Raw genomic sequence first — 26,138 nt, 5'->3', positions numbered from 1 at the left:
TGGGATAGCGAGCGCCGCGCGTCATCCTCCCCGTGTCATGGCGAGCGAAGCGAGACATCTTTAGAGCCGGTCACGGTAAGCGAAGTGCATCGGATGGCAAGATTGCTCGCTGCGCGCGAAATGACAAAAGGGGGGCATCGGAGTGAGCCGGATTGGTAGATTCCTCGCTACGCGCGAAATGACAAAGCGCAGCGCAACAAGGGCAAGTAAGAGAGACACGCTTCGGACGTGTTTGTGTTGCTAAGGCAACAATGGCACATTTCATCTCATGTCATGTATGGTGGCAGAACTAACACTGCGTTGGCAGCCTGCGCTGCGTTGGTGCTTTCCCCGTCCCAGTACGTGTCCAAACCTGAGAATTAGTGGCTGTACACAGTAGCCATAATATTGTACAATAGCTAAGAAGAAATTATCTATCGGTAACGATGCCGGTCAATGCAACGCCGCTCACCCAGTAGGGTCGGGCGGCGTGCGATTTAGGAGGAGATCTATGCATACCAATCTTGTTTGCCCTCGCTGCCATCAGTCGTTGAACCCTGAGGGGGTCTATCTCCGTTGTGCTCAGCACGGTCTCTTTTTTCGCTATGGTCCCCATCGGCTACTAACCGCACCAACACCGGCAGTCAACGACGATAACCTTATGCCGTGGCAGACTCTTACGGACGAAACACCGGTGCTGCTCGAGCTACCAACCACCACCACCACCGCTGCGCCCAAATGAACCACCGCCACCGCCGCGGCCAAACGAACCACCGCCACCGCCGCGGCTACTCCACCCGCTCCTCGACGACGATGAACGGCTCGACGAGCCGCTCCAGCTCCGGCTGTATCCCCAGCCACCGGTTGTGCGAATGATCGTTGTGGCGACGCTATCGGTTGCCTGCCACGATGGTTGCAGTGGCTGCAAGGCAATCAATAACTCGGCTGCTTCGCCGGCTATCGCCTGTGCCTTCACCAGTGCAGCATGGAGTGCATCTTCGCCGTTAATCGGCAACCTGATTTGATTGAACTGCTGCCGTAAGGCGGTGTATTTATCTGCGACCGCCATCACTGAGGCGCGGGAAGCAGTTGCCTTCAATCGTTCGATCTGGTCGAGGCGTTGGCGTGCCTCTTGCAATGTCCGATTAAGAGCCGTTCGTAACTCTTCAAGCCGTTGCACATCGGTGTAGGCAGCGTGATATGCCATCTTAGCCGCCTCGGCGAGTGCTTGATAGCGCTGGATTACGTCTGTCAATGCCTGCCGGCGGGCAGCATCTTCATACGATTCGGCGCGGCGGAGCAGGGTAAACGCCGCTTCAACCTGTTGTCGGACTTGCTTTATCTGCTGGCGGGTGGCCGGTGTCAGATCAGCATCATGAACGGTGGCATAATTCACCAATTTCTGCACCTCAGCCGTGGCTAATTGTTGCACCTGCTGCACCCGCTCTTGCAAGCGTGCCGTCTGTTCAGCTTCATCAAGGGCATTGGTCAACGCTTGATCGGCCAATTGGTTGGCCTCACGGGCGGCCCACGCCAACTGCAACCAATCCGGTTTCTCTTTCTGCATCTCGGCCTGTGCAGTTTGTAACAGAGCAGCAGCTCGTGCCAAGAGTTCATCGGCTTGCGGACTGACATCAGCGTCATGTGCCGCGACAAATGTGCGACCTGCTTGCAGCGAGCGCTCAGCTTCGGCGATCAGATCGCGGGCAATCTTTCGCGCCTCTTCCAGCGCACGCAGACGGTCGGTAATCGCCGTGATCAGACGTTCTACGTGGGTAAGCTCCTGTTCGGCAGCATCGAGGTATGAACGGGCTTCCAAGAACGCTTGCGCTTCCATGGTATTGGCCGCCTTTGCTTGCTCCCAGTGCTCGAAGGCCCGTTCGGCTGCGGCTTCGGCTTCGCTACCGTTGCCACGAATATCCGACCACGTACTTTCGGCAAACTCATCGACGAGATCAAACGCTTCGCGTCCGGCAGCAATGAGTTCGCTGATTTGCGGCCCACGTTCGGCCAATGCCGCAATGCGTCGTTCATTCTCGGCGCGGATGGCCGGTAAATCGAAGCCCTCTTGGCGCGCGCGGTTGAACGCAGTTTCTGCTTCATGAATGATCGTCGCTGCTGCCTTAAGGTCGCCCTGTTGCAATGCTACGGCCAAGCGATCAAGGGCTGCACGAGCCGTGTCAAGCGCTGCATGGCAGGCGTCCATGCGATACCCTTCACTCGCCAACTGCTCGGCAGTACGCCGACCTTGAGCAATTGCGGTACGAGTGGTTGAATACCGTTCAAGAATCTCGGTAAGTTGCTGAGTAATCGCCGACGCCGCTTGTGCCGCAGTCATTGCAGCATGAGCTTCGCGCTGTTCCAAAGCAGCTTCCGCCTGTGTCAAGACTCGTTGAATCGGAGCCAACACAGCGGCATGATCGGATAGCTCATTACCAAACTGCGGCAAACGCTTAGCGACGTCGGTCAGAAGTTTTTTTGCGCGGTTCACATCCTCTTGCGCCTGTTGCATCAGCGCATCAAGGTCGGCTCGACGTTGTTCGATGGCCCTCAAGCGTTCGTTAACGGCGGTTACTTTCTCCTGTAATTGTTCATACGCCAACGCTGCTGTATCAAGGTCGGCCAACGACGGTTTAGCTTCACGGTTGAGCTGTTCACCGATCTCATCAAACGCAACTTTCAGCTCGTTAAACAGACGCTGCGCCGATTCCTGCATCTGCGCAAGCTCGGCTACAGCATCGGAGGGGTACGAAATGCGATCAAACTTCGCCTTCTCGGTAGCATTTGCAAACCGCTGACCGAGTTGGACAATCAGAGTGCCTATCTGCTCACGCGCACGCTGCAATCGTTGCTCAGCAGCCAGTCGAGTCTTCCGGCGACGGTACACGGTGTACACACCAGCCCCCGCAGCCACAGTACCGATGAGGCCTAATGCACCGAAGACGACCGGTGTTGGATCGGCTACAATCGTAACTCCACCACCAGGGCGCGGCGGATTGACAATCGCAGATTCAATTGCAGTGAGCACATCGGTAATAGCGCGGGTAAAGTTGCCGGCGGCAAGGCCAGGGTTCAGGTGGTTCAAGCGGATCGTCTCGTAGTTATCATTCACCGCCAGCGCTGCATTCCATTCGTCACCGAAGAAAATCGCACTGTAGCGATCGTTCACTGCGACGTAGATAGCAATCAGATTCGAGCGCACAGAACCATCACTGCGTCCGAGGCCATCAGCAATCAAGCGACGCTCAAAATCGGTTTCGTTACCGCGATCAACGACGTAGACGGCGACTTGCGCCCCACGTCGCAGCAACGGTTCGGCTGCCGCCTGCACTGCCGAGTCGTTGAGTCGGTTGCCGGGATCGATTAGTACGAGCCGGCCCTGTGCCCACACGGATGTGATAAACATAAGACCGAGCAACCAACCGAATAACCAATGGTGTATCAGCCGCATGAACTTTCTCCTTTTGCCGTAGTGAGAGGACGTTAGCTAGAGCGATATATACAGTACGTCCAAACGAGCTACGACGTTGCATGCCGGTTGGGGCTACGGACGCAGCGTAGTATTGCCAGGTGCAGGCAAATCACGGGCATCTGGCGGTGGCGTAATCGTAATATTGCCGTTGATCTCACTCAGTTCAACATCAAGGGCGAAAGAGAAAGGTTGGGCTTGCCCCTGTGGATCGGTTGTCGTCCCACGAAACGTGATCGACAACTGGCGCAAATACCCATCTTCGCACACCCAGATGGTAGTGGCCGCATCGGTAACGGTACCTTCCGGCAACTGAGTTTGTAACCCAACTGCACCCAGGCTGGCAAAAAGCGCAGTTGTCGCATCACGGTCGCCGAGATACGCCTGGCACGGTACGCCATCACGTTCGGCAACCTCACCGATAGTAAAACGGCTGAAATCGGCTCCCGCATTGCCGACTGCCGACAATGTCGTGTCGACTTGAACCGGTGGTGTGGCGATAACACTCTGCTCGGCGGTTAGTCGATACCACACATCGTCGGGCGCGCCGAGGAACGTCAACGGCCCACGCACATAGCTCACACCACGCACCGTGATTGCCTGCAAACCACGCGTAACATCAGCACCGAGGAATGCAGCCAGAAAACCGCGTAAGGTAAAGGATACATCAGCACCGGCAAAACGAGCATCGAGCGCGAGCAGTTCCGTGTTCGTGCTTCCCAGGTTAAACCCACCGACCAGCCCACTGCCGTTGATCGTTAACTGCATGCGGTAGGTGTCAATGGCTGCCGTTTGCCGGATCGCTGCCGGAATCGCACTACCCGCCGGTGCTACCGCCGAAGTTGGGGTTGGCAGCGGGGTCGGGGTTGGCAGCGGGGTCGGGGTTATCGAGGGTGGCGGAGTGGTCGGGGTAAGCGTCGGGGTTGGTGTCGGGGTTGGCGAGGGAGTACACGCCACCAACAGTATCGAGATGAGGATGAGACCAACATATCTCACGAACGATCTTCCTTTCGTTCAGCCACATTGCCGGTACGACAATGCCGGAATGACTTGTACGGTGATTATAGCAGCGAGATAGCAAGGATGCTATCTCACGTAAAGACTAGCCGACAACGAGTGGAAGCGGTATCATGCATGAAGAAAATGCTACCCTTCACGCTGTTGCATTCACTGCACAATCGCAGTATGATATGTCAAACGTGGATGCATACAGGAGGCGAGCGATGGACTTCTGGATTATGGTCGGCATTGTCATCTTTGTCTTTATCGGACAAGCTATCTTATGGTCGTGGGTGATCATCCAGCGGAACAAAGTTGCACCTGACGTCAAGATTTTCAACTGGCGCGAATTGTCACAGGCCTTTGATCGCTGGCTGGCTGAACGACAGCGTCGGCGCCAAAATCGTTCGTACCGATGAACGGATCGCAGCAGTCAACAGCGCAAAGGCGCAATTCCAACATGCGCCTTTGCGGTTATCTACCGTACTGACATTATTTCGTGATCGGCTCACGATGCAAAGCCGACGCCAGATCGGCAGCCGTCGCAACACTGGCAAGGTCAATACCGAGTGCAACCATCGTCTGCGCCACCTCTGGGCGCACCCCCACCAGTGTCACCCGCGCACCGAGGAGATTTGCTGCTTGAACTAAGCGGATCAGACCACCGGCCACCGTTGTATCGACAAACGGCATTCCGGTGATGTCAAGGACGAGATGGCGGGCATGCATCTGATCAATTGCCTGCAACGCCGTCGCTTGCGCTAACGCGATCCGACTCTCATCGAGTTCGCCAACCAACGGCATAACTAAGGTTTCACTACTCACCGGTAACACCGGCATACTCAGGCCACGGATCAACTCACGTTGACGTTCGTTTTCAGAGAGCAGGCGAGCTTGTTCGGCCATTTGATGTTCAACTTCGGCCAAGGCTCGCTCGAGATCGGCGGTACGCTGCGCTACCCGCTCTTGCAAACTGGCTCGTTCGCGTTGCAGGTCCTCATTCACAAGCCGCAATTGGTTGATCACACCGAACAAGCGTTCGTGAAACAACCACAGTTGTAACAAGAGGATAGCACTGATACTGAGTACACCGACAACTTGGAACGGCTTTGTCAGAACATCCGGGATAGGGGGTAACAGACGGATTTGGGTACCCAGTAACATGGTAACAATAACGGCAATCCACGCAATGATCAGTAACCGTCTGAGCATTACCCCGCTGAGAAACGGCAACATTGACACAACCGCGATAATCGGAGCAAAGGCCATCAAATTCGCCAAACTTGGTACAACGATAGCTCCGATTAATCCGTAACCGATCATCGCAACAAACGCCGTTGTGAGTGCAACCCGTACCTGCCCACTGCGCGTCTGTGCCCAAGCCTGCAACAGACCTACGACTAACACCCAATCGAGGATCATGAGAGCGATCAAGGTTGATGTTTGCCAGATCAGAGCGGTTACAGTGGCGACAATAGCGACTGCGCCCACGATGCCGACAACCCACAGGAAAAAGCGCTGGAGTTGACGCACTTGAGCAACTGACAGGGTCGCGAAAGAAGATTCGTGCATGGCAGCCTCGCCGTGTCACTACCTGATACAGAACAATCGTACCATACGGTACGAACGAGGAACGAATGGCGATTTGTCATTAATCCATTGTGATACCGCCATCAACATCGAGCGTTTCACCGGTGACGAACGCAGCTTCCGCCGAAGCCAAAAAGACGACGGCTGCCGCCACTTCAGTCGGGTGAGCAAATCGTCCAAGCGGAATAAGCATTTGAGCACGTGTGCGTTGTTCTGCCGTCATTGCCATGAGCAGAGGTGTCTCCACGGGACCAGGACAGATCGCATTGGCGGTAATACCGTAAGGGGCAAGTTCGCGAGCCAGGGCTTTCGTCAACCCAATGGCGCCGGCCTTCGCCGCGCTATATGCAGCATTACCAAGAATGCCACCACCCCGTTTACCGGCGACCGAAGCGATGGTGATCAGGCGACCGTAGCCGGTGGCGATCATGGTCGGCACAACGGCACGACATGTATAGTAAAGTGCGTTGAGATTAACCGCCAACGTTTGTTCCCATTCTGATAGGGTCAATTCGAGAAAAGGTTTTGTGCTCAAAATTGCGGCGTTGTTAACAAGAATATCAATGTGTCCCCACTGTTCGATCACCGTCTCGATGGCTGCTTGTACGTTGGTAGCATCGGCTACATCGACTACAGTGTTCAGCGTGGCCGCACCGAGCGCCTCCGTTGCATCGGTGAGCAACGTTGGATCGCGGTCGAAGAGGGCAACGCGCGCACCGTGGGCAATGAGCGCAGCAGCGATAGCATGGCCAATGCCACGCCCTGCACCGGTCACGATGGCAGTTCGGTTAGAAAGATCGAACATGGAAGATACTGTTTTATCAACTATCAACTAATAATGTAGGCAAGACCATTGTAGCCGAGTTGCCAGAATAGAGCAAGCCTGCTATACTTGGTACACTTGTTCGGATAGGAGCTAATGACCGGTGTTGACCGGTCATTGCGTTGTTAACGGGAGCATTCCCAATGCAGCTACTCTACCTCGATCCGCGCCAATTGGAGATCGATCCGGCCGGAGTGCGCGAGGAGCCGGGTGATGTGGCCGGATTAGCGGCGACAATTGCTGAATATGGGCTGTTGCAGCCGATAGGGGTGACGCCGATCGGGAGCGGGCGCTACCGAGTGGTGTACGGCGGAAGACGACGGGCCGCGGCAATCCAGCTCGGTCTGAGTAAAGTGCCATGCATTGTCCTCGATAACGATGACCCCGACCTACTCTTACGTCAATTGATCGAAAATGTGCAGCGGCAAGACCTCAATGATATCGAGCAGGCACGCGCCTTTGCCCGTCTGCGTGAACATATCGTTGCGACACGCGGCAAACTTCCCGATAGCGAACTCGATGAGGCAGTCGGGCAGGCCGTAGGGCTAGGGGCACGGACGGTGCGTCGGTATTTAGGCCTGCTTGAACTACCTGAAGAGGTGCAGCAGATGATCCGGCGCGGTGAACTGAATGTGACCCAGGCCCAACATCTGCGCCGCATCACTAATCCGAAAACCCAGATTGAATTGGCCCGATTTGCCGTTGAAGAAGGGATGTCGGCGACCGAACTGAGTCGGCTTACCACGTACTTCGCCGCGAACCCGAACTTGACACTTGAAATCGCGCTACAGGCCCTCGAACAGGGTGCTGAGTTGCGGACAAAGGCGACGCCGGACGTCAGTAGTGGTGGGCCGCTGCACCACACATCGGTGGCGATAGCCGATCTGACGGCGGATGATGAAGAGTGGGAACAAGAGGAAACGAGCGCCGATGAGTACTTGACAGTGGTTGAAGAGACGATTGAAAACCAGCCTAAAAATAAAGCGCGAGTGTTTCGCATTCGCTCACTCGACCAGATGGTCGATGAAAGTGATCGGCTGGCTCGTGCCGTTTTCGATGGCGATCTGGCAAAATGGATCGAACGCGACGAAGGGGCGGTGTTCAAAGTACGTCTGCTCTTGCGTCAGTTTGAAAGCCTGACTCACGCCCTGCGTGATCTTGCTCGTCAGCATAACCTGCCGATCGATGACGAGTAAACTGCCGGCAACGACCGCAGTACTTGCATGCACGACCAATAATCGGCCACAAGTCGCTACCCATCGGTGGAGCAACGGGTGTATAATTTGAGTTATGAAACATGTAACTCAATGGCTCAATCACATCCGCGAACGATTCCGACCGACCGCCAATCCACCAGAGGAACGGCGGATTGGTTTGGCACTGAGCGGTGGCGGTGGCAAAGGTGCAGCCCATATCGGTGTGTTACAAGTGATCGAGGAGTTGGAGATCCCGATTGACCTGATCGTTGGGACGTCGGCAGGTGGCGCAGTTGCCGTGCTCTACGCAGCCGGTTTTGATCTGAACGCGATTCAAGAGGTCTTTCGCCAGAGCGCCCTTCGTCGGATTGCCATTCCTGATCCAACCGGTACCGGCATCATTGGTCAACGCCGACGCGAGGAGATGCTGCGCCGTCTGCTCGGTGATCGTACCTTTGCCGATCTCCGGCTGCCTTGTGCCGTCGTAGCAACCGATTTGGTCAGTGGTGAGTTGGTTGTCCTCCGCGAGGGACCGGTGGTGCCGGCGTTGCTCGCGACAACGGCATTGCCGGCGCTCTTCCCGCCGGTGCCGTATGGCGAGATGCTGCTGGCCGATGGCGGGATTTTGAATAACCTGCCGGTTGATGTTGCCTATGAGATGGGGGCGCAGCGGGTTATCGCGGTTGATTTGCGTGATGCGAACGCCGATTTTTCCCTCCAACCAGAAGAGCACGACAATCTCTTTTCTCGCTTGATGTTCGCTCCTAAGCAGTTCGCTGTCGCTCAACGGGCATTGAGTTTGCTCATGGCAGAGGCGACCGAATTGCGTTTACAACAGTACCCGCCCGATCTGCTGATCCAGCCTGATGTGAGTTCTATTGCGACCCTTGATTTGACGACGCCTGAGAAAGGGTTTGCAATCGGGGTCGAGGCTGCGCGTGAGGTAGCCGGCGAGTTGATCGATCTTCGTCTGTGGCGTAAAGGTATGCAATTGGCTGCTCAACCCAAGCCGGCTCGCCCACCACGTTTCCCTGCTTTGCCTGCCTATCGTCGGCCCGCCGTTTCGATGGTACGCTGAAGTTACGTGCCGACCGGCTGCTGAGGCTACCGCGACCAGAACCATCGTTGCGGTTGCTTTAGCGTCTCGCCAGGCTGACACGTACCCGTGATTCTCCCCCTTGCACGAACTTCAATCTTGCGGTATCGTTTATCAAAACAATATTGGACTGTTCACCTATCCGATTTCCCCGTCGTATTGTGTCGCCGAAGGAGTATGCTGTGACCCACCAACGCACCGTTTTGATCACACTTGGTGTGATGATGAGTTTGTTTATGGCTTCGATGGAATCGACGGTCATTGCAACGGCTATGCCAAGTATTGTGCGTGACCTTGGCGATATTACCAGTTTCAGTTGGGTATTCGCCATCTATATGCTTACTTCGACTACTGCCGGGCCAATATTTGGTCGCTTGTCGGACCTGTTTGGTCGGCGACCGGTCTACCTCACGGCCATTGCTATTTTTAGCCTGGGTTCACTGTGGTGTGGGTTGGCAGCCACCATGCCTCAATTGATTATGGCCCGTGCATTCCAAGGATTGGGTGCAGGTGGGTTATTGCCGTTGGCATTCATTATCGTGGGCGACATCTTTACGCTTGAGCAACGGGCGAAGGTCCAGGGTCTCTTTTCGGGAGTATGGGGTGTCAGCTCGGTGATCGGCCCACTGATCGGTGGGTTTCTGGTCGATCAGATTTCGTGGCATTGGGTCTTTTGGATCAATTTACCGCCGGCTGCGATTGTTGCGGCGCTCGTGTGGATGGCATGGCGTGATCCGGTTCGGATGGCCGGTACACGACCACCCATTGACTATGCCGGTGCTGCATTGCTGAGTGTAGGTGTTGTGTCGTTGTTGCTCGGCCTTAATGAACCGTCTTCGCTGCGGGGAATTGCTTTGCTTAGCGCTGCCGCCGCGACGTTAGCACTCTTGGTTATGGTCGAGCTACGGGCGCCGGCCCCCATTCTACCGGTGCGTTTACTACGTGAACGAATGTTTGCCGTTGCGTGTCTACACGGTATCCTGGCCGGTGGTGTGCTGTTCGGTAGTATGAATTATGTTCCACTCTTTGCCCAAAGCGTATTAGGGGCCAGTGCAACCGAAGCCGGCACCACCCTAACGCCAATGATGCTGGGTTGGGTATGTACCAGCATTATCGGTGGTCGGTTGTTATTGCGGTTTAGTTACCGTTCGTTGGTCATAGGGGGAATGATAATCTTCGTCGTTGGCGCACTCATGATGGCTCGTCTGCGTCCTGAGATGAGCCAACTGGAATTGGCAGTGGCACTGGGATTGATGGGCATCGGCATGGGAGCGAGTATTCCCTCGTTCTTGATCGCCGTGCAAAGTACGGTGGCAAGAAGCGTTTTGGGTGCGGCAACGGCAAGCTTACAATTCGCACGCACCATTGGAGGAACGATTGGTGTGGCCGTACTAGGGACGCTGTTGACCAACCGATTAGCTACCGAACTGGCCATACGTGGTCTGCAACCTGATGCCATACCGGTTGATGCCTTGCTCGGCGAAGGAGCAACAACGGTGGTATTGGCCGGCGAGCCGCGCCTGGCACTGGCAGCAGCACTTGCGGCTGTATTTACGGCACCGTTGCTCTTTGCGCTGGCAGCCTTAGCCGTGACCTTTTTTGCTCCGGCACACAGCCCTAATGATCTTCGTCGCAAACGCGAGTATGCCGATGGTATGGCCGCAGCAGCGCAACAAGCGGGCGCCGATTAGCATCGGCAATGTCATACGTTGCACTATTGCGCCTACCGATGCTATACTCCCCACGCAGGCCATCCGGGCCGTATGGGGAGTAGTGTTATGTTTGAATTATCGACGATTTATGCTGCCTTTGAGCGGTATTTCGGCAAACCACCTACCCGAATCGCGCGTGCTCCCGGTCGGGTTAATTTGATCGGCGAGCATACCGACTATAACGATGGTTTCGTGTTTCCAATGGCGCTCGATCGGGCAACCTATGTGGCTGCTCGTCCACGTGATGATCGAATTGTGCGTGTATTTAGCGTTAAATTCCGTGACGAGGATCAATTCGATCTCGATCACATCGTGCGTGATACGCAGCGCCAGTGGGTGAATTACATCCGGGGAGTGGCTAAAGGATTGTTAGCCCGTGATTTGCCCCTGCGTGGGGCCGATCTCTTGATCGATAGTGATGTACCCGCCGGTAGTGGTCTCTCGTCGTCGGCAGCTCTTGAAGTGGCGGTTGGCTATACGTTCCAACTACTCAACCAGATCAACTTGCTCGGTGAGGAACTGGCGTTGCTCGCGCAAGGTGCTGAACATTCATTCGTCGGCGTTAATTGTGGGATTATGGACCAGTTGATCGCTGCCCTGGGCGAGGCCGGTCATGCACTGTTGATCGATTGCCGCGACTTGAGCTATCGTCCGATACCAATTCCCACCGGTGTGCGGGTTGTCGTGTGCGATAGTGGTGTGCGCCACCGTCTGGCCGGTTCTGAATACAATCAGCGGCGGGCCGGTTGCGAGGAGGCGGTCCGCATCCTGCGTCTGGCGTTGGGCAAGATCCAAGCGCTTCGCGATGTCCGTTCGACCGATCTCGCCGAGTACGGTCATCTGCTCCCGCCAGAACTGCTGCCGCTCGTCCGCCATGTTGTGAGCGAGAACGAACGCACGTTGGCCGCCGCCGATGCCCTTGCCGCCGGGGATGTGGTGAAGATGGGACAACTCATGATTGAGTCACACCAAAGTCTGCGCGACGATTATCGCGTCAGTATCGCCGAACTTGACACGCTGGTCGACCTGGCACTGGCTGCACCGGGGTGTTATGGCAGCCGCATGACCGGGGGTGGCTTTGGCGGTAGTACCGTCTCGTTGGTCGAAGCAGAGAAGGTCGATGAGTTCGTCGCGGCGATGATCGCCGGTTATGCCATTCGAACCGGACGTACTCTACAACCGTTGGTCTGTACGGCGGGCGCCGGTGTTTCGTGCGTTTATGCGAGTGAGGAGGAATAGGCGATGGTGGGTAAGCTGTTAACGCCCCTCTCAACGGCAGCCGTTCCCCTGATCTACGGGATTAGTCATCGGATGCTGTTACGGTTAGGCGCGACGAGTCACGAACGGCGCTTAGCCGGTATCCGCGCCCATTACTATCTGATGCCAGCACGAGGGAATGGCCAATTGCCAATCCTTTTGTTACACGGTATTGCCGACCGTGCCCAAACATGGTCATTTGTGATGCCACGCCTCACCGATATTGGCCCGGTGTATGCACTCGATTTGGCCGGTTTTGGTCTGAGTGGCTTTCCTCCCGGCCAGCGTTACGCCACGATTTCCCAGCAAGTAGCACTGGTCCAGGCGATGATCCGCGATGTGATCGGTCGGCCTACGTTGCTGGTAGGTAATTCGATGGGGGGATGGATCGCGGTGCGCGTCGCTCTGGCTTCGCCTGAATTGGTGGCAGGTATCGTCTTACTTGCGCCGGGCGGAGCGCTCTTGCGTGGGCGTGAGTCGTGGGAGCCGTTCTTGCAAGCTATTGAGTTGCCCGATAAGCGAGCAGTTCGCACTGTGTTGCGTCAGATGTACGGGCGACCACCCTTACCATTGTATTTTGCCGGTGAAGGGTTGTGGATGATCTTCCGGCGTGATCCGGTCACCCAGTTTGTGGCCGCAATTGATGAGCGTGATATGTTGTACCCCGAAGAGCTGCGGTCGTTACGGGTACCGGTGGCAATGATTTGGGGCGACGCCGACCACTTTATCCCCCGTGAGTCGCGCGATTTCTTTTGTACCAATATACCGAATGCGCGAGTGTTGATCTTGCCGAATTGCGGTCATATGCCACAACAACAACGACCACGCGAGGTCGCCGCTTTCATTCATGATGTTGCCCGTGACATTACAGGGACATCGGTGAACACACCTTCTCAATCTACCCACTGATACAGACTACACCTACTAGCAGTATAATTTCCCGCGTCTTTGCTCGTGACATGGCAAATAACCACTGCACCCAACGCGGTGGTTGTTTTTTCTTAACTATCACTTAATTGAACGTTCAAGGAGCAATCAGCCATGATCGTAACCGGTATGCGCGAAGCCGTGCTGCTCACCGTGCAGCGCGTTGATATTCACGGTACCCTGTTTTATGACATCACTTTCCACCACGAAGGCGAAACACAACCGATTCGAGCACGGATCGGCATCGAGAGCATCTATCCGAATCCGCAGGCGGGTGATCCGGTACGAGTGAGCTATATTATGGGCGTCGTCACGCAGGTTATGCCGCGTTAGGACTTGTTAGGCCTAGTCCTTGCGTAGGGTTGCCGTACAGTTCAGGTGCATTGTCGAGTTGTTGACACAACCTTAGCCATGTCTGGGCAAGTAGTTGATGACGATGCTCGTTCCCGCGTCCCCAGACCAGATCGGCCACTTCGTCAGCAGGGAAGATGTGATACGGCTTTTCCGCTAACACACGGAGCAACGTAAACGTTGACAGGTCGAGGGTGAGGGGTGTTCCTGCATACGTAACGGTACGTTGCGCAAGATCGAAGTAAAAATGACCAATTGCGAACGGCGGTGGCAGATAGCGTTGCCACCGCCGCAACTGCGCCCGTATGCGAGCCAGTAACTCATCACCCCGAAACGGACGTGGAATGTAATCGTCGGCGCCGCTTTCAAGCGTTGTAACGATCAATTGGTCGTTACGTGGGCCGATGATGCAAAGGATACCGGGAAAGTCAGCACGTAAGGTAATTATTTGATCGAGATAGTTGCTTCCCGGTAGATCGATCAGCGCTACATCAATTTGTCGACTCAGAGCATCTAACACCGCCTGCTGACCGATCGCCATCCACACTTGATAACCGGCATCGGCCAGGAGTGAAGAAAGGTAGCTATCGACATAGCTACCCAAGCCACCGAGCAGCATACCATAGGGAACTCTCATCATACTCTCATAACCGAAACCGATCTTGCGCTCAAGGCATGACCCGACATTCACCTGGCGGCGAGGTGATGACCTCAACCGTAACATTGTCAATCAGACCGAGAAACTGGCGGATGGCGATTTCAGCATTGCGCGTACCTTGCTCCATAATGCCATCCTCACAGGCGGCTTGCAGGATCTGCTGTTCGGCAGTCTGCCGGGCCAGCGTTTCAAGATTGGGGTTTTCCGGCGCAAAGAGACCACGCTCACGGCTATAGACGCGCGTTTTGCTGTTGTCGAGGGTTGCGCTCAGCACCTGTACCGGCGGTAAGCGCACGGTAATGCGTTGCCCATCAGGCGATACGGTTACATCATCAGTGGTGAGTTGGCTCAGATCGACCCCAACAACCACGGTACCGTGGGCAATCAGCAGAATGGCATCACCGGCCAGCCAGTCGCCAATAATCGGAATGTTGCTGCCTTGGCGAATGTCAATGACGCGCTCGATCGTGTACTTACTCGTTTCAAGCCGGCTCAATTGCTGAATACGCTGGACAACCGCCGTACCACTAATGATCTGCGGTGTCGGTGTTTGCACGATCACTTGCAAACTCGGCACGCTGCTACCGAGTTCGTTGATACGTTGCATGAACCAGAAGCCACCAACAGCGACGATCAGCAGGATCAACACGAGGAAGGCAAGTTGTGGTGAAATACTCCCGGTTGAACGTGATCGATAACGTAGCGGTGGCATATCATCGAATAATTCATCATTGATCCATTCGCGTTGCCGACGCAGCCGGTCGAGCCGTTGTGTACGTCGTCGCATCATATCGTCGTCATCGTGGTACATCTGCTTACCCTTTCCGTGACGGCAAGAATAGAAACGACGCCTTACCCGCTACGCATGCGTCGTTACACCTTCGCCCCAACATGGATAGCGACAGCGCCAAGACCGTACAGCCGATAAAAGACATACCGCCAACCGGCTTCGCGCATCATCTCGGCTAGACGGTCAGGCGAGGGAAAGAGACGTGCCGATTGTGGCAGATAGGTATACGCGCGCCGATCGCCGCCGAGCAGTGCGCCGATCCACGGCACCACCTGCTCGAAGTAGAGACGATGCCCCCAGCGGATAATCGGATTACGCGGACGAGCCACTTCAAGGCAGGCCATCATCGCGCCGGGGCGAGCTACCCGATACATTTCACGTAGCGCCGCAGGTATATCAACGACGTTTCGTAACACGAAGCCGGTCGTAATGGAGTCGAAGGTATTATCGGGAAAAGGCAACTGTAGTGCGTCACCGGCGATGAAGAAGGCCCGCCCATTGGCCGTCAGATCGGCGATCTTTGGCTGACCGGCACGCATCATCGGTACGGTAAAGTCGATCCCAATCACGATCCCTTCGCGCGCCCACGCTGCGAGTTCGGGCAAAAAATCGCCGGTGCCGGTCCCTACATCAAGCGCACGCCCATTGACTGGTGGCGCTACGTATTCAACTACTTTTCGTCGCCAACCTTGATCTAAGCCGAATGTCATGACCCGATTAACCCGATCGTAGCCGCGGGCAATGCGGGCAAACATCCGTTCGACATACGCCGCTTTTTCTTCTAGGGGTGGTAACACATTCATTGCGGTTCGATCCTCTACCATGGAAACCTCTGTTATGTTCGCATGTCGTTTTGCGCCGTTCAGTACCATACCGGCGGAGGGTTATGCGTCTCACCAATAATTAGCGAAAGAGTGTGCGCAATTCAGCCGGCGAGCGCGCTACAGCGAGTGCCGCCATCAGTTTAAGACGCGCTTTGATCCCGCTCAGATCGTGGGCAAAGATTACCCCAAGCTTGCGCAGATCGTGGTAAGCCCCGACGAAGCCAAATTCGTCTCCCAACCCACCAACACCAGCCCGACTCACCGCGACTACCGGAATGCGCTGCCGGATGGCTTCACCGATTGTCGGTAACCACCATGGCGGCACTCGTCCGCTCCCCAACGTTTCGATCACGATCCCGGCCACATTATCGGCGATGCTATGACGCAACTGTCTATCATCAGCGCCTTGTCCGACCCGGATCAGATCAACCGGCTCAACCAGGCGGGGGGCGGCGATATGCTGACGGTTCAGTGGACGGTAACGAAAACAGACGTGATCGCCTTCTACCCGCCCCAGGGCGCCGCCGGCAGCGGTAAACATGCCGACACCTTGACTAAACTGCGTCTGGAGCGACTGTGCCGGGTAGATGGTATCATCAACGACTACCAATGCGCCGAGATTGGCTGCCGACGGTGTAGTCGCAACAGAAATGGCTGCCGATAAGCCGTTGGAAGCAAATGCGCCACTGGCGTTAAGCCGCGGTAAACTCGTTATAGTGAGTGGTGGGCCGTCGGGTAACAGGAGATCGAGCAGGTACGCCGTTTCCTCTAAGGTGTCGCTCCCGGAGGCAACGACAATGCCGTCGTATCCTTCGCGCACCGCCAGAATACGTTGGGCTAATGCAAATACCTGCTGTGGCGTCAGATGGCTACCGGGCAAGTTAGCAAATTCTTCAACGGTCACGGCAAGATCGGGGCGTAACGTCAGCGACTGTTCGTCACGGCTACCTAGTGCCCGTCGAATAACTAACGCACCACCGGTTGAGAGAATGAGCAGTTTTGGCATAACGGTTTTCGAGCGACCCAATGGATACGCTGGGTCGTAGCACAAGGCGATTGAAACGTAAAGCCGTCGTAGCACCCTTCGATGACAAGACCGGCATCGGACATCAGTGCGGCAACCTGTTCAGGCGGATACGCGCGCTCAATGTGAATCTCATCGAAGCGCTCGTACCCATCGTCATCATTACCGATAAAGCCGGTGAGCCACATCGTTGAGATGGTACTTGCCGGCTCGAAATGAGAACGTTCTATCTGCACATATCCCGGTTGTTCATGGAGTAAGCATGTCTCCCAATCAACGGCCAGAAAGTGACGGGTATTCATATCGCCAACGAACAATCCACCCGGCACCAGCACATGGGCAACCCCCCGGAAGCAAGCGGCCAGATCGGTGGGGCTGAGCAGATAGTTAAGGCTATCATAGGTACACGTTACGAGATCAAACGTCTGTGCCGGCATTATATCGGCTATGTGACGGATGTCACCTTGCCGTAACTCACCCTCACTTGTGACGGTAGCAAGTTTGGTGGCCGCTTGTCTTAACATGGCGGCTGAGGCATCAATGCCCGCCACCGTCCAACCTTGTTCGGCGAGAATTGCCAACAGAGTGCCGGTCCCACATGCTATGTCGAGCATGCGCCGACCCGTGACCGGATGGCGCTGTAAAATCTCGTTCAGGTACATAGCGGTCAGAACGGCAAAGCGGATTTGACCACTTCTGTCGTACACGGTCGCATAACGTTCGTAAGTCATAGGGATATTGTACCACTCCGACCGAGAGGGTACCAGAATGAGACGATGAAACCGACCAGCGTATGTTCGATGTTAATCAGCAAGAAAGTGGTCGAAAGGGCAAGCGCTTGTTCTTGGGTATAGCCATAGGCGGTAAGGATCGCGATAAGGATCACATCACGCACGCCCACTCCACCAATTGAAATGGGCAACGCTTGCAACACTGCAATCAACGCCGAAGAGCCAACGATCACCAGCAGTGGAATAGCTGTAAGACCGAGGGCGAGAAAGAGCAGCCACAGGCGGGTAAAGGTAAAAGCGACCGAGAGGAGGGTCGCACCGCTCACCACAATGACCAGCCGAGGTGTGATGGTGAGACTATGCATCTGTTCATTCCAATGGTCAAGACGGGTACGTAAGCGTGGCGCTACGCGAGGCAACACCTCGGTTAAGAGCCATGAGCGCGGCTTGCGAGCAGTGAGCAGCGTTGTCACAACGATCAAACCGACACCCATTGCGATGACGATCAGTTGTTGGAGTTCACGACTTGGCAACAGTTGGCCTAAGGCAAAGACGCCGATCATCCCTAGGAGCGCCATGATGATCAGGTCGCACAGTCGATCAAGCACTACCGAGAGCAGGGCCGGCGCCGTCGGTAAGCCTCGTTCACGCAAATAGACCGCTTTGAGCAGATCGCCGGCTTGCCCCGGCGTTGTCGTACCGTAAAAAAGACCGACGGTGTAAAGGGCACAGGCTGAAGGCAAATCGAGCGACATGTTCATTGCGCGGAGGATTTGGGTCCAGCGCCATGATTTAAAAATGACAAACGGTGGCATGAGCGCCAGCGATAGTACGATCGGCGCAAGTTCTGCTGCACGGAGGATCTCCCAGAGTAAGCGTAGATCACTCGTCGCCAAAAACCCGATCAACAGCGCCGGCCCGATTAAACGCAGCAACCATGAGAACCACGGGCGCGCCATACTAGTCCTCTTGTTGAACGTGCGGTGGACGTTGGAAGCGCAACGCCGCCACTTGTTCGGCATTTAGTCCGAACATGAAGATGATAATACTGCCGACGAATAACCCGACTGCTGAATTAGGGATATGGAAGCGGAACGGATCGGTGAGAAAGAAACTGATGAGAAAGGAGATGAACGCAAAGACCTGCATCACAAGGGCTACCGGCAGGTAGATGCGCAAGGGTGCGAATAGCGAAACGATCCGAAGAATGATCAAACCAAAACGAATGCCATTGCGCAGCAACTTTTGTCCGCTCCGCCCACCCTGCCGTCGCTGACCCATCACCGGGACATAGCCGACGAGGTAACCGGCTTTGAGCAAGGCAAGCGTACTGGTTGTTGGGTATGAGTAACGGTTGGGGAGCAAATTGATAAACTCCATGATCACCTCACGGCGGATTGCCCGATACCCACTGGTGAGATCACGGACCTCGGTCTCAACCAGATAGCTACCGAGAGCATCAAGCGCCCGGTTCCCCAGACGACGGAAGATGGAGTCACCCTGGGTATCGCGGGTACGCGCGCCGACAACCATATCGTAACCGGCAGCAATCCCATTGAGAAGGTCTGGAATATAGCGCGGATCCATCTGCCCATCGGCATCCATCAGCAACACCACCTCACCATGAGCACGGCGGATGCCGGTCTTCACCGCGGCGCCGTTACCACGGTTAACGGGATGACGAATGACGCAAGCACCTGCCGCTCGTGCGACGGCTGCCGTGTCGTCGTGTGAGCAATCATCGACCACAATAATTTCGGCGGTAGGTATGTAAGTGCGGATGCGCTCAATAACCTTGGCGATACCATGGGCTTCATTGTAAGCCGGAATGACAACACTCACCGTGAAGGGATAGTCGCCGGCTACGATCGACGTCATATGAGGCGTAGTTTGCATAGGCTGTATGGTCCAACCTTTATCGTATGGCTATTTGGTTTACCATCACGCTCAGCGGGCGTGCATCGGTATTATCGGCAAATTGACGGTACGGTACAAACGTTGGCGCCTGTAGCGTGATAACCACTTCATCGGTACCGCGGGTTGTTGCCGGGAGTGGTAGAAGATACACCCGCCAACCGCCCGGTACAACGGTGATCTGGTATACTTGGGAACCGACCATTACGGTGAGGGGCGTTGGTTGGGGGGCAGCGAGCCGGAGCGCGATGATCTCGGTACCGGTCAGCAAGGTTGGTACCGGCAAACGAATGATACCCTCACGGTGTAACCAGCGAAACGTCGTATCACCCACCTGTTCACCGAGGGCAAATCCCATCACGTAGCCGAGGTCGAGATCGTTGCCGAGGGTAAGAACAAACGTGGGCGATGGTGAAAGCCACTCGAGGGCTAGCCGCTGAACATCCTCACCGGCCAACTCTTCAGTGTTGCGCAGAAGTAACTTTGCCGTTTCGTCATCTCCTTGGGCACGGGCTAATGCCCCACGGATTAAATTACCACGGTGGGTTTGGTAATCACCGATCACCTGCCACGCCTCATCATAGCGACCTTGGGCGAGAAGCCAACGGGCAAAATCGGCACGTCCATCGGCAAAATCGGGATCGGCAGTTAACATTGCCTGATATGCCTGCTCGACCGCCGCAGGGTCATTGCGGGCGAGGGCTTGTTGGGCAGCCATCCACGCCTGTTCGCGCGCGATACCGTGCCGAATGATCTGCGGGTAATCGCGGTAGCCGATAATCAGCGCGACAAGCGCTATGCTTACCGCCAGCCCTGCCCAGCTATATCGTTCGAAGTGCAACGGCTGTTGACCAATTTGAGCCAATGCTGCTGCGCCATAGAGTGCTAACCAGAGCCAGATGGGCAAGAGATAACGCGGCTCGACGTGGGTGAGCATTACCATAAGGCAGGTATACCCAATCCAACCGAGGGCAATAAGGCGGAAGGCTCCTTCGCGCAGGCGTGATAGTAGTGTAAACGGTGCAGCGACGGTAAACGCGAACCATATCAGATCGCCGATAAGACCGAGCGGCCATACTGAGCGCAACGGACGGGTAAAGAAACTCGCTTTAACAAGAAAGTCTTCAATAAATTGAGCTTTCCAAATATGTTGAAAATGCGGCCAGGAATTGCGAATAAATCGCCAAGGTTCTGTCTGTAAAATCCTTCGCAGCTCAGCGCTGATGAAACGTTGCCGCTCACTTTGTGGAATTTGTAGCAATATCCCTTTGGCCTCGCCTTCACCCCGCCCTTCATGCACAGCATCGCTCATCGCAATCCACAGATTAACCGGGCCGAGTGTATCAACCACGATGAGATCGTGGTACAGGAGATAATTACGGATCGTCCACGGCGCAATGGTTATTGCAAATGGCAGTAAGAAGCTCAGCAATGCCAGAATCACCCGCCGAAGACGCAGTTGATGCGCAGCTTGCCATACGCTCAGAGCGATAAACAGTACCGCAAACGGTACACCGTACAGTCCGGGTGAGCGCGCCAGAGCAGCCAACGCCAGCGTGATACCGGCCCCGATCAACCAACGTGCTCGTCGTTCGTCACGCCAACGCACGAGCATCCATGCGTGGATCACCAGCATACTGAAGAAGAGAGGCTCACTCAATATCAGGGCCGGCAATTCAACCATCGGCATCCAAATGGCGAGGATTGTGGCAAAGATCACACCGGTACGCCGGTCGAATAGACGCCGCGCTATGTCATAGCCAAGCGGGATCAGGGCGATCGATAATCCGATCTGCACGGCCCGAATTAAGGAGATGCCAATTGCCGGATCTCCTAACCAAAGACCGATCTTCAGCATGGCCGCAAAGAAGAAGATGTGGCCGGGTGGGCGTACCAACCACGAGTTGTCGTGGTATTCACCGGTAACGGCGAACTGCAACGCACGCGCGTAATAATCGCCGTCATCGGCGGCGGAAAAGCGCGGGTCGATCCGGTTGACGGCTAAAAACCATAGTCGTAAGCCGAGACCCAGCATCATCAAGAGGACCAGCCAAACGACCGGTTGTCGGATCAGTGCGTGCAGGCGAGTCAGCGGCCTGCGCTGCAATTGTTCAATGGCTGATGTGCACGTCGACGAATAATCCATGACGGTCTGCTATCGGCTCTGCCTTTATCCGTGCTATGATACCAGAGATTAACAAGAGGAGCATACGCTCGTAGTCGGACACATATTACGTACAGACCGGGCACGATAAGAGAACGGTCATTTGATCAGCGTACTCGATACAAGGTAAACCGTCCATCACCGATTCGACGTTGGTTTGGCGTAGGCAACGGTGGTTCGCCTTGAGCATTATCCCAAAGTACATAATCGGCATGCAGCGCCTGTAATTCGGCAAAAGTAACTGTTAGTGGGACACGCTCGGTAATCAGGTGGGCAATCGCTGAATACTTCACCAACGGCAGACGGTCGGGGATCGCGGCAACCACGCGCGCCCCGGATGTCGTTATCGTTTGCTGCACCAATGCCACAGCTCCTGTTTCATCAGATGGTTGTGCAGTCAAGACCGCACTGACGGCCATCTGTGGTCCAGGCCAGAGCAAAACGATCAGCCCTAACCCTGCGGCTAATAAGGAACGTGGCCGGTTTAGCAAGTGGGTAAGTGCCCACGCTGCCGCCACCGCATACAGCGGCACCAACGGTAACCAAAAGCGTGGTAAGATGAAAGCGACACTGATCGCGGCAACGTACAAACCGATCAGCGCCAACAATGCCAACCAACACCGATCGGTTCGCTTGTGCCACGCCAGCCATCCGCCTACTACCAACCCACCGATAGCCAACCAATTGGTCGGCCACCCTAACAGACGTAACTGATCGGCCCGACCAAACTCGCTCACATCTTCGGCTCCTGCCCCCAGAAAACCAACGATATTGCGGCTCCAGTTGGTGAAGAACCGGATCGGATCACGCCCAACAACCTCAAGTAGGCTGATACTGTTGGGAACTTCATCCCATCGCTGCCAGTCGGTGTTAGCGTACACCGCCAACCAGATATTTTTGGCCTGTTGGTTAAACAATGGCTGACCGGTTTGCACGGTATTGACGACAAGTTGGGGCGCTGCGGCTAACCCAAACCCAAGGACAAAGAGGAATGCAGCGCGTCGTCTGTTCAGGTACCAGAGGGTAGCGGCTCCCCACACGAGAAGTAACAGACCGGGGTGACGTATCAGAAACGCGAACCCGGCCAACACTCCGGCCAGCACTGCCATCCATCCCGTCGAAGAACGTCCGGCGTGCAGCGTCAGGGCAACCGCAAACGTAAACGCGACGGCAAATGGCATATCACTGCCCACCAGCAGACCATACTGCACAACCATCCCGCTCCATGCAAGGAAGACGGTGGTCAGCAGAGCCGGCGCAGGAGCCAGAAAACAGCGAGCTAGCAGATAACTACCGCCGATCAGCAACCCACCACTGATCAGAGCGATCAGGCGTCCGGCCAAAAACGGATTGTCGAATGTCAGTGGTCGTACTAGCCACAAGAGTAACGGATAACCGAGGTTGTAAAAGCCATCTGCCTGAAAGATAGTCGCTATCGTATCGCGCGTAGCAAAGACGCGAAAGTCATTTTCCACCCCGGGACGCGCCAGTGTGACGTGGGCCTGCATCGCCGGTATGAGCCAGATCATCCAGCCAACGGCCACTCCGACTGCTAGCAGCGGGGTAACCGCTGGCGGCCAATACGTTGCCAATTGGGGCCAACGCCAGACAAACCAGATAGCGCCCAGCATGACAACCGTTATCGCCGGGAGATAGCGGATCGGGTAAGAACTTATACGGTACAGCACCAGCCACAGCAGGCCGTAGCCACCAATGGCAATCAGTGGCTGCCAGCGCGGGCGCTGGGCCAACAAGCTACCGATCAGTGCGCCGATGAGTGCTGCATATCCGAGTTGCGCCGGATAGGGCCAGAGCGGTGGGGTTGCGGTAAGCGTTACGCGATCCAACCAAACGCTCGCTGTAGGTGCTGGTGTTGTAATCCTCACAACCAGATCAAACGCTTTTCGCCAGCCGCTTGTGATTGTGAACGAATGCTCTTCCCAACCGCCACGGGCAAGGAGCTGGATCGGCGCTTCGTCATTGACCGCGATCAGTACGGGCGTGCCAGCCGGTGCCATCCAGCGGATTGTGAGCGTGGCCGGTGCGCCAACATGCGGTATCCGCAGTGCTGCTGTCGGCAACGCTCGCCTAACCATACCATCAGACGATGGATCACCTGTTTCCGGTTCACCAAACCCCTGCACCACCGCAGCATCGGTACGACCGATGTCAAAGGTCGTCTGCATCGGCAACTGGCCGAGCAAGGTAATGATGAGCACTGCTACCGTAGCCCATCCCAGCGCATGGTTCAGTGTATGTCGTATCAAGCCAACCACTGCTTACATCTACCGCTATGGGGTTGCTGTCGGCACGGTAACCGGCAACGGCTCTTGCACCGGCACGTCAGCCGATGGCGGCGACACCAGCGCCTGATTTACCCACCCCGTCCCGCTACCATCAGGATTGGCGATAAACGAGTCGGGACTCCGCTGATTGCCGAGTCGGATCAGATACCACTGACCGTTGGCAGTGCGGGCAATAAAGATAATCTCATCACCGGCGTTAATGCGTCCAATCGGTTGGTTATTCGTACCGGGAAGTGGTCGCACATTCGCCACTTGCAATGCCGTACCGGTGATAACCTGTGTCGTCGGCTGTGGACCCACTGTTTGATTGGCGGCAAGCGTCGGGCGCGGGGTTGCTGTGGGTCGTGTGGTCGGCAATACCAAGGTCGGCAATTCGGTTTGGCCTGGTACGTAGCGCCCAAATTGATCAAGTTCATTGCGGAGCGTGCCGATCACGCCGAAGGCCAGTGCCATCGAGAGTAAGAAGATCACGCTCACAATCGCTAGTTTGATCAATTCAAGACTCTGCGACCAAATACTGCGCCGATTCAGCAGATCAAGCGCACTCTGAGCTACTCCGGCAACCGATTCGCCCCAACTGGTACGACCCTGATCGGTCTGGGCAACTTTGCGTAGCGCAAACAGTGCCCGCACATCACCGACTTGCGCGAGTGCGCGCACGGCTCCCCAGCGGACATTCGCGTTTTGATGGTTCAGGGCCGCAATCAAAGGGCCGGTCGCGCGACCATCACCAATCTGAGCGAGCACTTCGGTCGCGCGGTAGACCGTCAACCACGGCTGATGTGGCCCAACAACGGCACAGAGTGCCGGAACGGCAGCAGGCCCAATCGCGACCAATTCATCAACGGCGACAGTGTGACGTGGATGATTCGGATCACCAAGTGCATTGATCAACTCATCAATCTCACTCGGTGAAGGCGTGCATGACGCTTTAGGCTCAGCAGTGCGTGGTAACCGCGGTGCAGTGAGCCGACGAGTCTCGCGTGACGTTGGTGATGGTTCAGGTGATGATTGATTCGGTTGTGGTTCGGTGGTCATCGGTCTCCCATCTCTCCGGCAAATGACTGACGTGTCGCCAGCCATTGCTCAAATCGTGCTACGATCACATCAAGCAGGGTAGCGGCGGCTTCAGTTTTAGACTGGCGTGGCAATTCGACCACCTGCTCGCCATCGAGAACGATCAACGCAATATCAGGTTGTCCGATACTAGCAATTGCGTCGTTTGCGACGATTAGATGGAGGCCTTTACGTTGAAGTTTACTCCGTGCATTGACTAGCAAGTCGTGCGTTTCGGCTGCGAATCCGACCTTAAAGATGTCGGTACGCGCGGCTAATTCACCGACAACGTCGGGATTCTGCAGCAGGTGCAAGGTCAAGCCCTCTTCACCGTGCTTTTTGATCTTTTCAGGGGCAACTTGTGCCGGGCGAAAATCAGCCACTGCCGCATTCATAATGAGAATATCGGCGTGGGTACAAGCAGCCTGTACCGCAGCACGCATCTCAAGCGCTGTCTCCACAGCGACAAACGTTACCGCGCGCGGCGGACGTAACGCCGTTGGTCCGCTGATCAGGGTCACGGTTGCCCCGAGATCACGGGCACGTGCCGCCAGTGCATAGCCCATTTGCCCTGATGACCGATTGCCGAGATAACGTACCGGATCGATCGGCTCACGGGTACCGCCTGCCGTAACAACCACGTGCCGGCCACGCAGCGGCCCGCTATGACGACCGAGCAAAGCGCGAATCTCGGCCAGCAGGTCATCCGGTTCGGGCAGACGGCCACGTCCGAACACCGGTTCGGCCATCCGACCGAATTCCGGTTCGATGACGCAAGCTCCGCGTGCGCGCAACGTCGCAACATTGGCTTGGGTCGCCGGATGCTCGTACATCGACGGATTCATAGCCGGTGCAATCAACAGTGGTGCGCGGGTCGCCAAAACGGTCGTCGTCAGCAGATCATCACAAATACCGGCAGCCAACCGAGCCAACGTATTTGCCGTCGCCGGTGCAATCACCACGGCATCGGCTTGCATCCCAAGGCTCACATGGCCGATCACGCCATCTTCGGGCAAAGCCCACATATCGGTGAGCACCGGACGCCCGGTGAGAGCCTGAAACGTTGCCGGTCCGAGAAATCGCTCGGCAGCTTCCGTCATAATGACATCAACACATGCACCTGCCAAAGTCAGGTCGCGTGCCAGTTGCGCGACTTTGTAGGCAGCAATACTACCGCATACACCTAAGACTATCTTCCTACCCGCCAGCGTATCCATTGTTGTATCCTGTACTCAGGCAACTTCTCTGCGGGCGCATTGTAGCATATCTGAC

23 protein-coding genes are annotated in these 26,138 nt (G+C 55.8%); 8 read left to right on the top strand and 15 right to left on the bottom strand.

From position 1 onward, the window contains the following. The first annotated feature begins 490 nt into the window (after positions 1-490). Positions 491-721 carry a hypothetical protein gene (locus ACP5OT_RS15620; RefSeq protein WP_424676117.1) on the top strand — a complete coding sequence of 77 codons (231 nt, stop codon included), beginning with the start codon at positions 491-493 and terminating at the stop codon, positions 719-721. On the opposite strand, the gene ACP5OT_RS15615 is transcribed toward ACP5OT_RS15620, so the two are convergent. Both ACP5OT_RS15615 and ACP5OT_RS15610 read right to left on the bottom strand, forming a co-directional pair. Beyond that, positions 686-3,430, bottom strand: coding sequence for a TPM domain-containing protein (locus tag ACP5OT_RS15615; protein ID WP_428132643.1), 2,745 nt, complete (start codon positions 3,428-3,430; stop codon positions 686-688). The two genes, ACP5OT_RS15620 and ACP5OT_RS15615, sit on opposite strands and share 36 nt — an antisense overlap. Before the next feature lie 93 nt (positions 3,431-3,523). Continuing rightward, positions 3,524-4,444: a hypothetical protein gene (locus ACP5OT_RS15610; protein ID WP_424676119.1), complete on the bottom strand. Its 921-nt coding sequence runs from the start codon at positions 4,442-4,444 to the stop codon at positions 3,524-3,526. 227 nt (positions 4,445-4,671) lie between these two features. Between ACP5OT_RS15610 and ACP5OT_RS15605 the strand changes: the two genes are divergently transcribed. Continuing rightward, positions 4,672-4,866 carry a hypothetical protein gene (locus ACP5OT_RS15605; RefSeq protein WP_287907152.1) on the top strand — a complete coding sequence of 65 codons (195 nt, stop codon included), beginning with the start codon at positions 4,672-4,674 and terminating at the stop codon, positions 4,864-4,866. A 73-nt stretch (positions 4,867-4,939) separates the two neighbouring features. Here ACP5OT_RS15605 and ACP5OT_RS15600 read toward each other — a convergent pair whose 3' ends face one another. Both ACP5OT_RS15600 and ACP5OT_RS15595 read right to left on the bottom strand, forming a co-directional pair. Next, positions 4,940-5,287 (bottom strand): STAS domain-containing protein, encoded by a 348-nt coding sequence (locus ACP5OT_RS15600; protein ID WP_428111748.1) that lies wholly within the window; start codon positions 5,285-5,287, stop codon positions 4,940-4,942. 811 nt (positions 5,288-6,098) lie between these two features. Continuing rightward, the gene (locus tag ACP5OT_RS15595; RefSeq protein WP_428132641.1) at positions 6,099-6,842 is read right to left on the bottom strand and encodes an SDR family NAD(P)-dependent oxidoreductase; all 744 of its coding nucleotides are present in this window, start codon (positions 6,840-6,842) and stop codon (positions 6,099-6,101) included. Positions 6,843-7,003: 161 nt separating this feature from the next. Between ACP5OT_RS15595 and ACP5OT_RS15590 the strand changes: the two genes are divergently transcribed. The 6 genes from ACP5OT_RS15590 to ACP5OT_RS15565 all read left to right on the top strand — a co-directional run bounded on the left by ACP5OT_RS15590 (position 7,004) and on the right by ACP5OT_RS15565 (position 13,381). After that, positions 7,004-8,056, top strand: a complete 1,053-nt coding sequence (locus ACP5OT_RS15590) for a ParB/RepB/Spo0J family partition protein (RefSeq protein WP_424676121.1) — start codon at positions 7,004-7,006, stop codon at positions 8,054-8,056. 94 nt (positions 8,057-8,150) lie between these two features. Further along, entirely contained in the window at positions 8,151-9,134 is a 984-nt protein-coding gene (locus tag ACP5OT_RS15585; protein ID WP_424676122.1) for a patatin-like phospholipase family protein, read from the top strand. Between the two features lie 200 nt (positions 9,135-9,334). Beyond that, on the top strand, positions 9,335-10,843 hold the full coding sequence (locus ACP5OT_RS15580) for an MDR family MFS transporter (protein WP_424676123.1): 1,509 nt from the start codon (positions 9,335-9,337) through the stop codon (positions 10,841-10,843). Between the two features lie 87 nt (positions 10,844-10,930). Beyond that, on the top strand, positions 10,931-12,103 hold the full coding sequence (gene galK / locus ACP5OT_RS15575) for a galactokinase (RefSeq protein WP_424676124.1): 1,173 nt from the start codon (positions 10,931-10,933) through the stop codon (positions 12,101-12,103). A 3-nt stretch (positions 12,104-12,106) separates the two neighbouring features. Continuing rightward, positions 12,107-13,030 carry an alpha/beta fold hydrolase gene (locus tag ACP5OT_RS15570; RefSeq protein WP_428132638.1) on the top strand — a complete coding sequence of 308 codons (924 nt, stop codon included), beginning with the start codon at positions 12,107-12,109 and terminating at the stop codon, positions 13,028-13,030. A 132-nt stretch (positions 13,031-13,162) separates the two neighbouring features. Beyond that, on the top strand, positions 13,163-13,381 hold the full coding sequence (locus ACP5OT_RS15565) for a hypothetical protein (protein WP_424676126.1): 219 nt from the start codon (positions 13,163-13,165) through the stop codon (positions 13,379-13,381). Here the strand turns inward: ACP5OT_RS15565 and ACP5OT_RS15560 are convergent. The 11 genes from ACP5OT_RS15560 to coaBC all read right to left on the bottom strand — a co-directional run bounded on the left by ACP5OT_RS15560 (position 13,368) and on the right by coaBC (position 26,083). Next, positions 13,368-14,039, bottom strand: a complete 672-nt coding sequence (locus tag ACP5OT_RS15560; protein ID WP_428132636.1) for a response regulator transcription factor — start codon at positions 14,037-14,039, stop codon at positions 13,368-13,370. The genes ACP5OT_RS15565 and ACP5OT_RS15560 overlap by 14 nt on opposite strands. Positions 14,040-14,067: 28 nt before the next feature. Then, on the bottom strand, positions 14,068-14,847 hold the full coding sequence (locus tag ACP5OT_RS15555; RefSeq protein ID WP_424676128.1) for a DUF4230 domain-containing protein: 780 nt from the start codon (positions 14,845-14,847) through the stop codon (positions 14,068-14,070). 83 nt (positions 14,848-14,930) lie between these two features. Next, entirely contained in the window at positions 14,931-15,650 is a 720-nt protein-coding gene (ubiE, locus tag ACP5OT_RS15550) for a bifunctional demethylmenaquinone methyltransferase/2-methoxy-6-polyprenyl-1,4-benzoquinol methylase UbiE (RefSeq protein WP_424676148.1), read from the bottom strand. A 100-nt stretch (positions 15,651-15,750) separates the two neighbouring features. After that, positions 15,751-16,677 (bottom strand): asparaginase domain-containing protein, encoded by a 927-nt coding sequence (locus tag ACP5OT_RS15545; RefSeq protein WP_424676129.1) that lies wholly within the window; start codon positions 16,675-16,677, stop codon positions 15,751-15,753. Further along, a complete protein-coding gene (locus tag ACP5OT_RS15540) occupies positions 16,638-17,426 on the bottom strand; it encodes a class I SAM-dependent DNA methyltransferase (protein ID WP_424676130.1) in 789 nt (262 codons plus the stop codon). Before ACP5OT_RS15540 ends, ACP5OT_RS15545 begins: the two co-directional genes overlap by 40 nt. Next, positions 17,423-18,385, bottom strand: a complete 963-nt coding sequence (locus ACP5OT_RS15535; protein ID WP_424676131.1) for a lysylphosphatidylglycerol synthase transmembrane domain-containing protein — start codon at positions 18,383-18,385, stop codon at positions 17,423-17,425. The genes ACP5OT_RS15540 and ACP5OT_RS15535 overlap by 4 nt, the downstream gene beginning before the upstream one ends. Position 18,386: 1 nt before the next feature. Then, positions 18,387-19,304, bottom strand: a complete 918-nt coding sequence (locus tag ACP5OT_RS15530; protein ID WP_428111736.1) for a glycosyltransferase family 2 protein — start codon at positions 19,302-19,304, stop codon at positions 18,387-18,389. Positions 19,305-19,341: 37 nt separating this feature from the next. Next, entirely contained in the window at positions 19,342-21,486 is a 2,145-nt protein-coding gene (locus ACP5OT_RS15525; protein WP_424676133.1) for a glycosyltransferase family 39 protein, read from the bottom strand. A gap of 125 nt (positions 21,487-21,611) precedes the next feature. Continuing rightward, positions 21,612-23,780 carry a glycosyltransferase family 39 protein gene (locus ACP5OT_RS15520; RefSeq protein ID WP_428132633.1) on the bottom strand — a complete coding sequence of 723 codons (2,169 nt, stop codon included), beginning with the start codon at positions 23,778-23,780 and terminating at the stop codon, positions 21,612-21,614. A gap of 15 nt (positions 23,781-23,795) precedes the next feature. Beyond that, the gene (locus tag ACP5OT_RS15515) at positions 23,796-24,848 is read right to left on the bottom strand and encodes a HEAT repeat domain-containing protein (protein ID WP_424676135.1); all 1,053 of its coding nucleotides are present in this window, start codon (positions 24,846-24,848) and stop codon (positions 23,796-23,798) included. Next, positions 24,845-26,083, bottom strand: a complete 1,239-nt coding sequence (gene coaBC, locus ACP5OT_RS15510) for a bifunctional phosphopantothenoylcysteine decarboxylase/phosphopantothenate--cysteine ligase CoaBC (protein ID WP_428111732.1) — start codon at positions 26,081-26,083, stop codon at positions 24,845-24,847. The genes ACP5OT_RS15515 and coaBC overlap by 4 nt, the downstream gene beginning before the upstream one ends. Between the last annotated feature and the right edge of the window lie 55 nt (positions 26,084-26,138).

Origin of the sequence: Chloroflexus sp., assembly GCF_049970315.1 — a bacterium.
Taxonomy (GTDB): domain Bacteria; phylum Chloroflexota; class Chloroflexia; order Chloroflexales; family Chloroflexaceae; genus Chloroflexus.
Note: the sequence above shows the minus strand (reverse complement) of the source record. Positions and strands in the feature narration are given on the sequence as shown.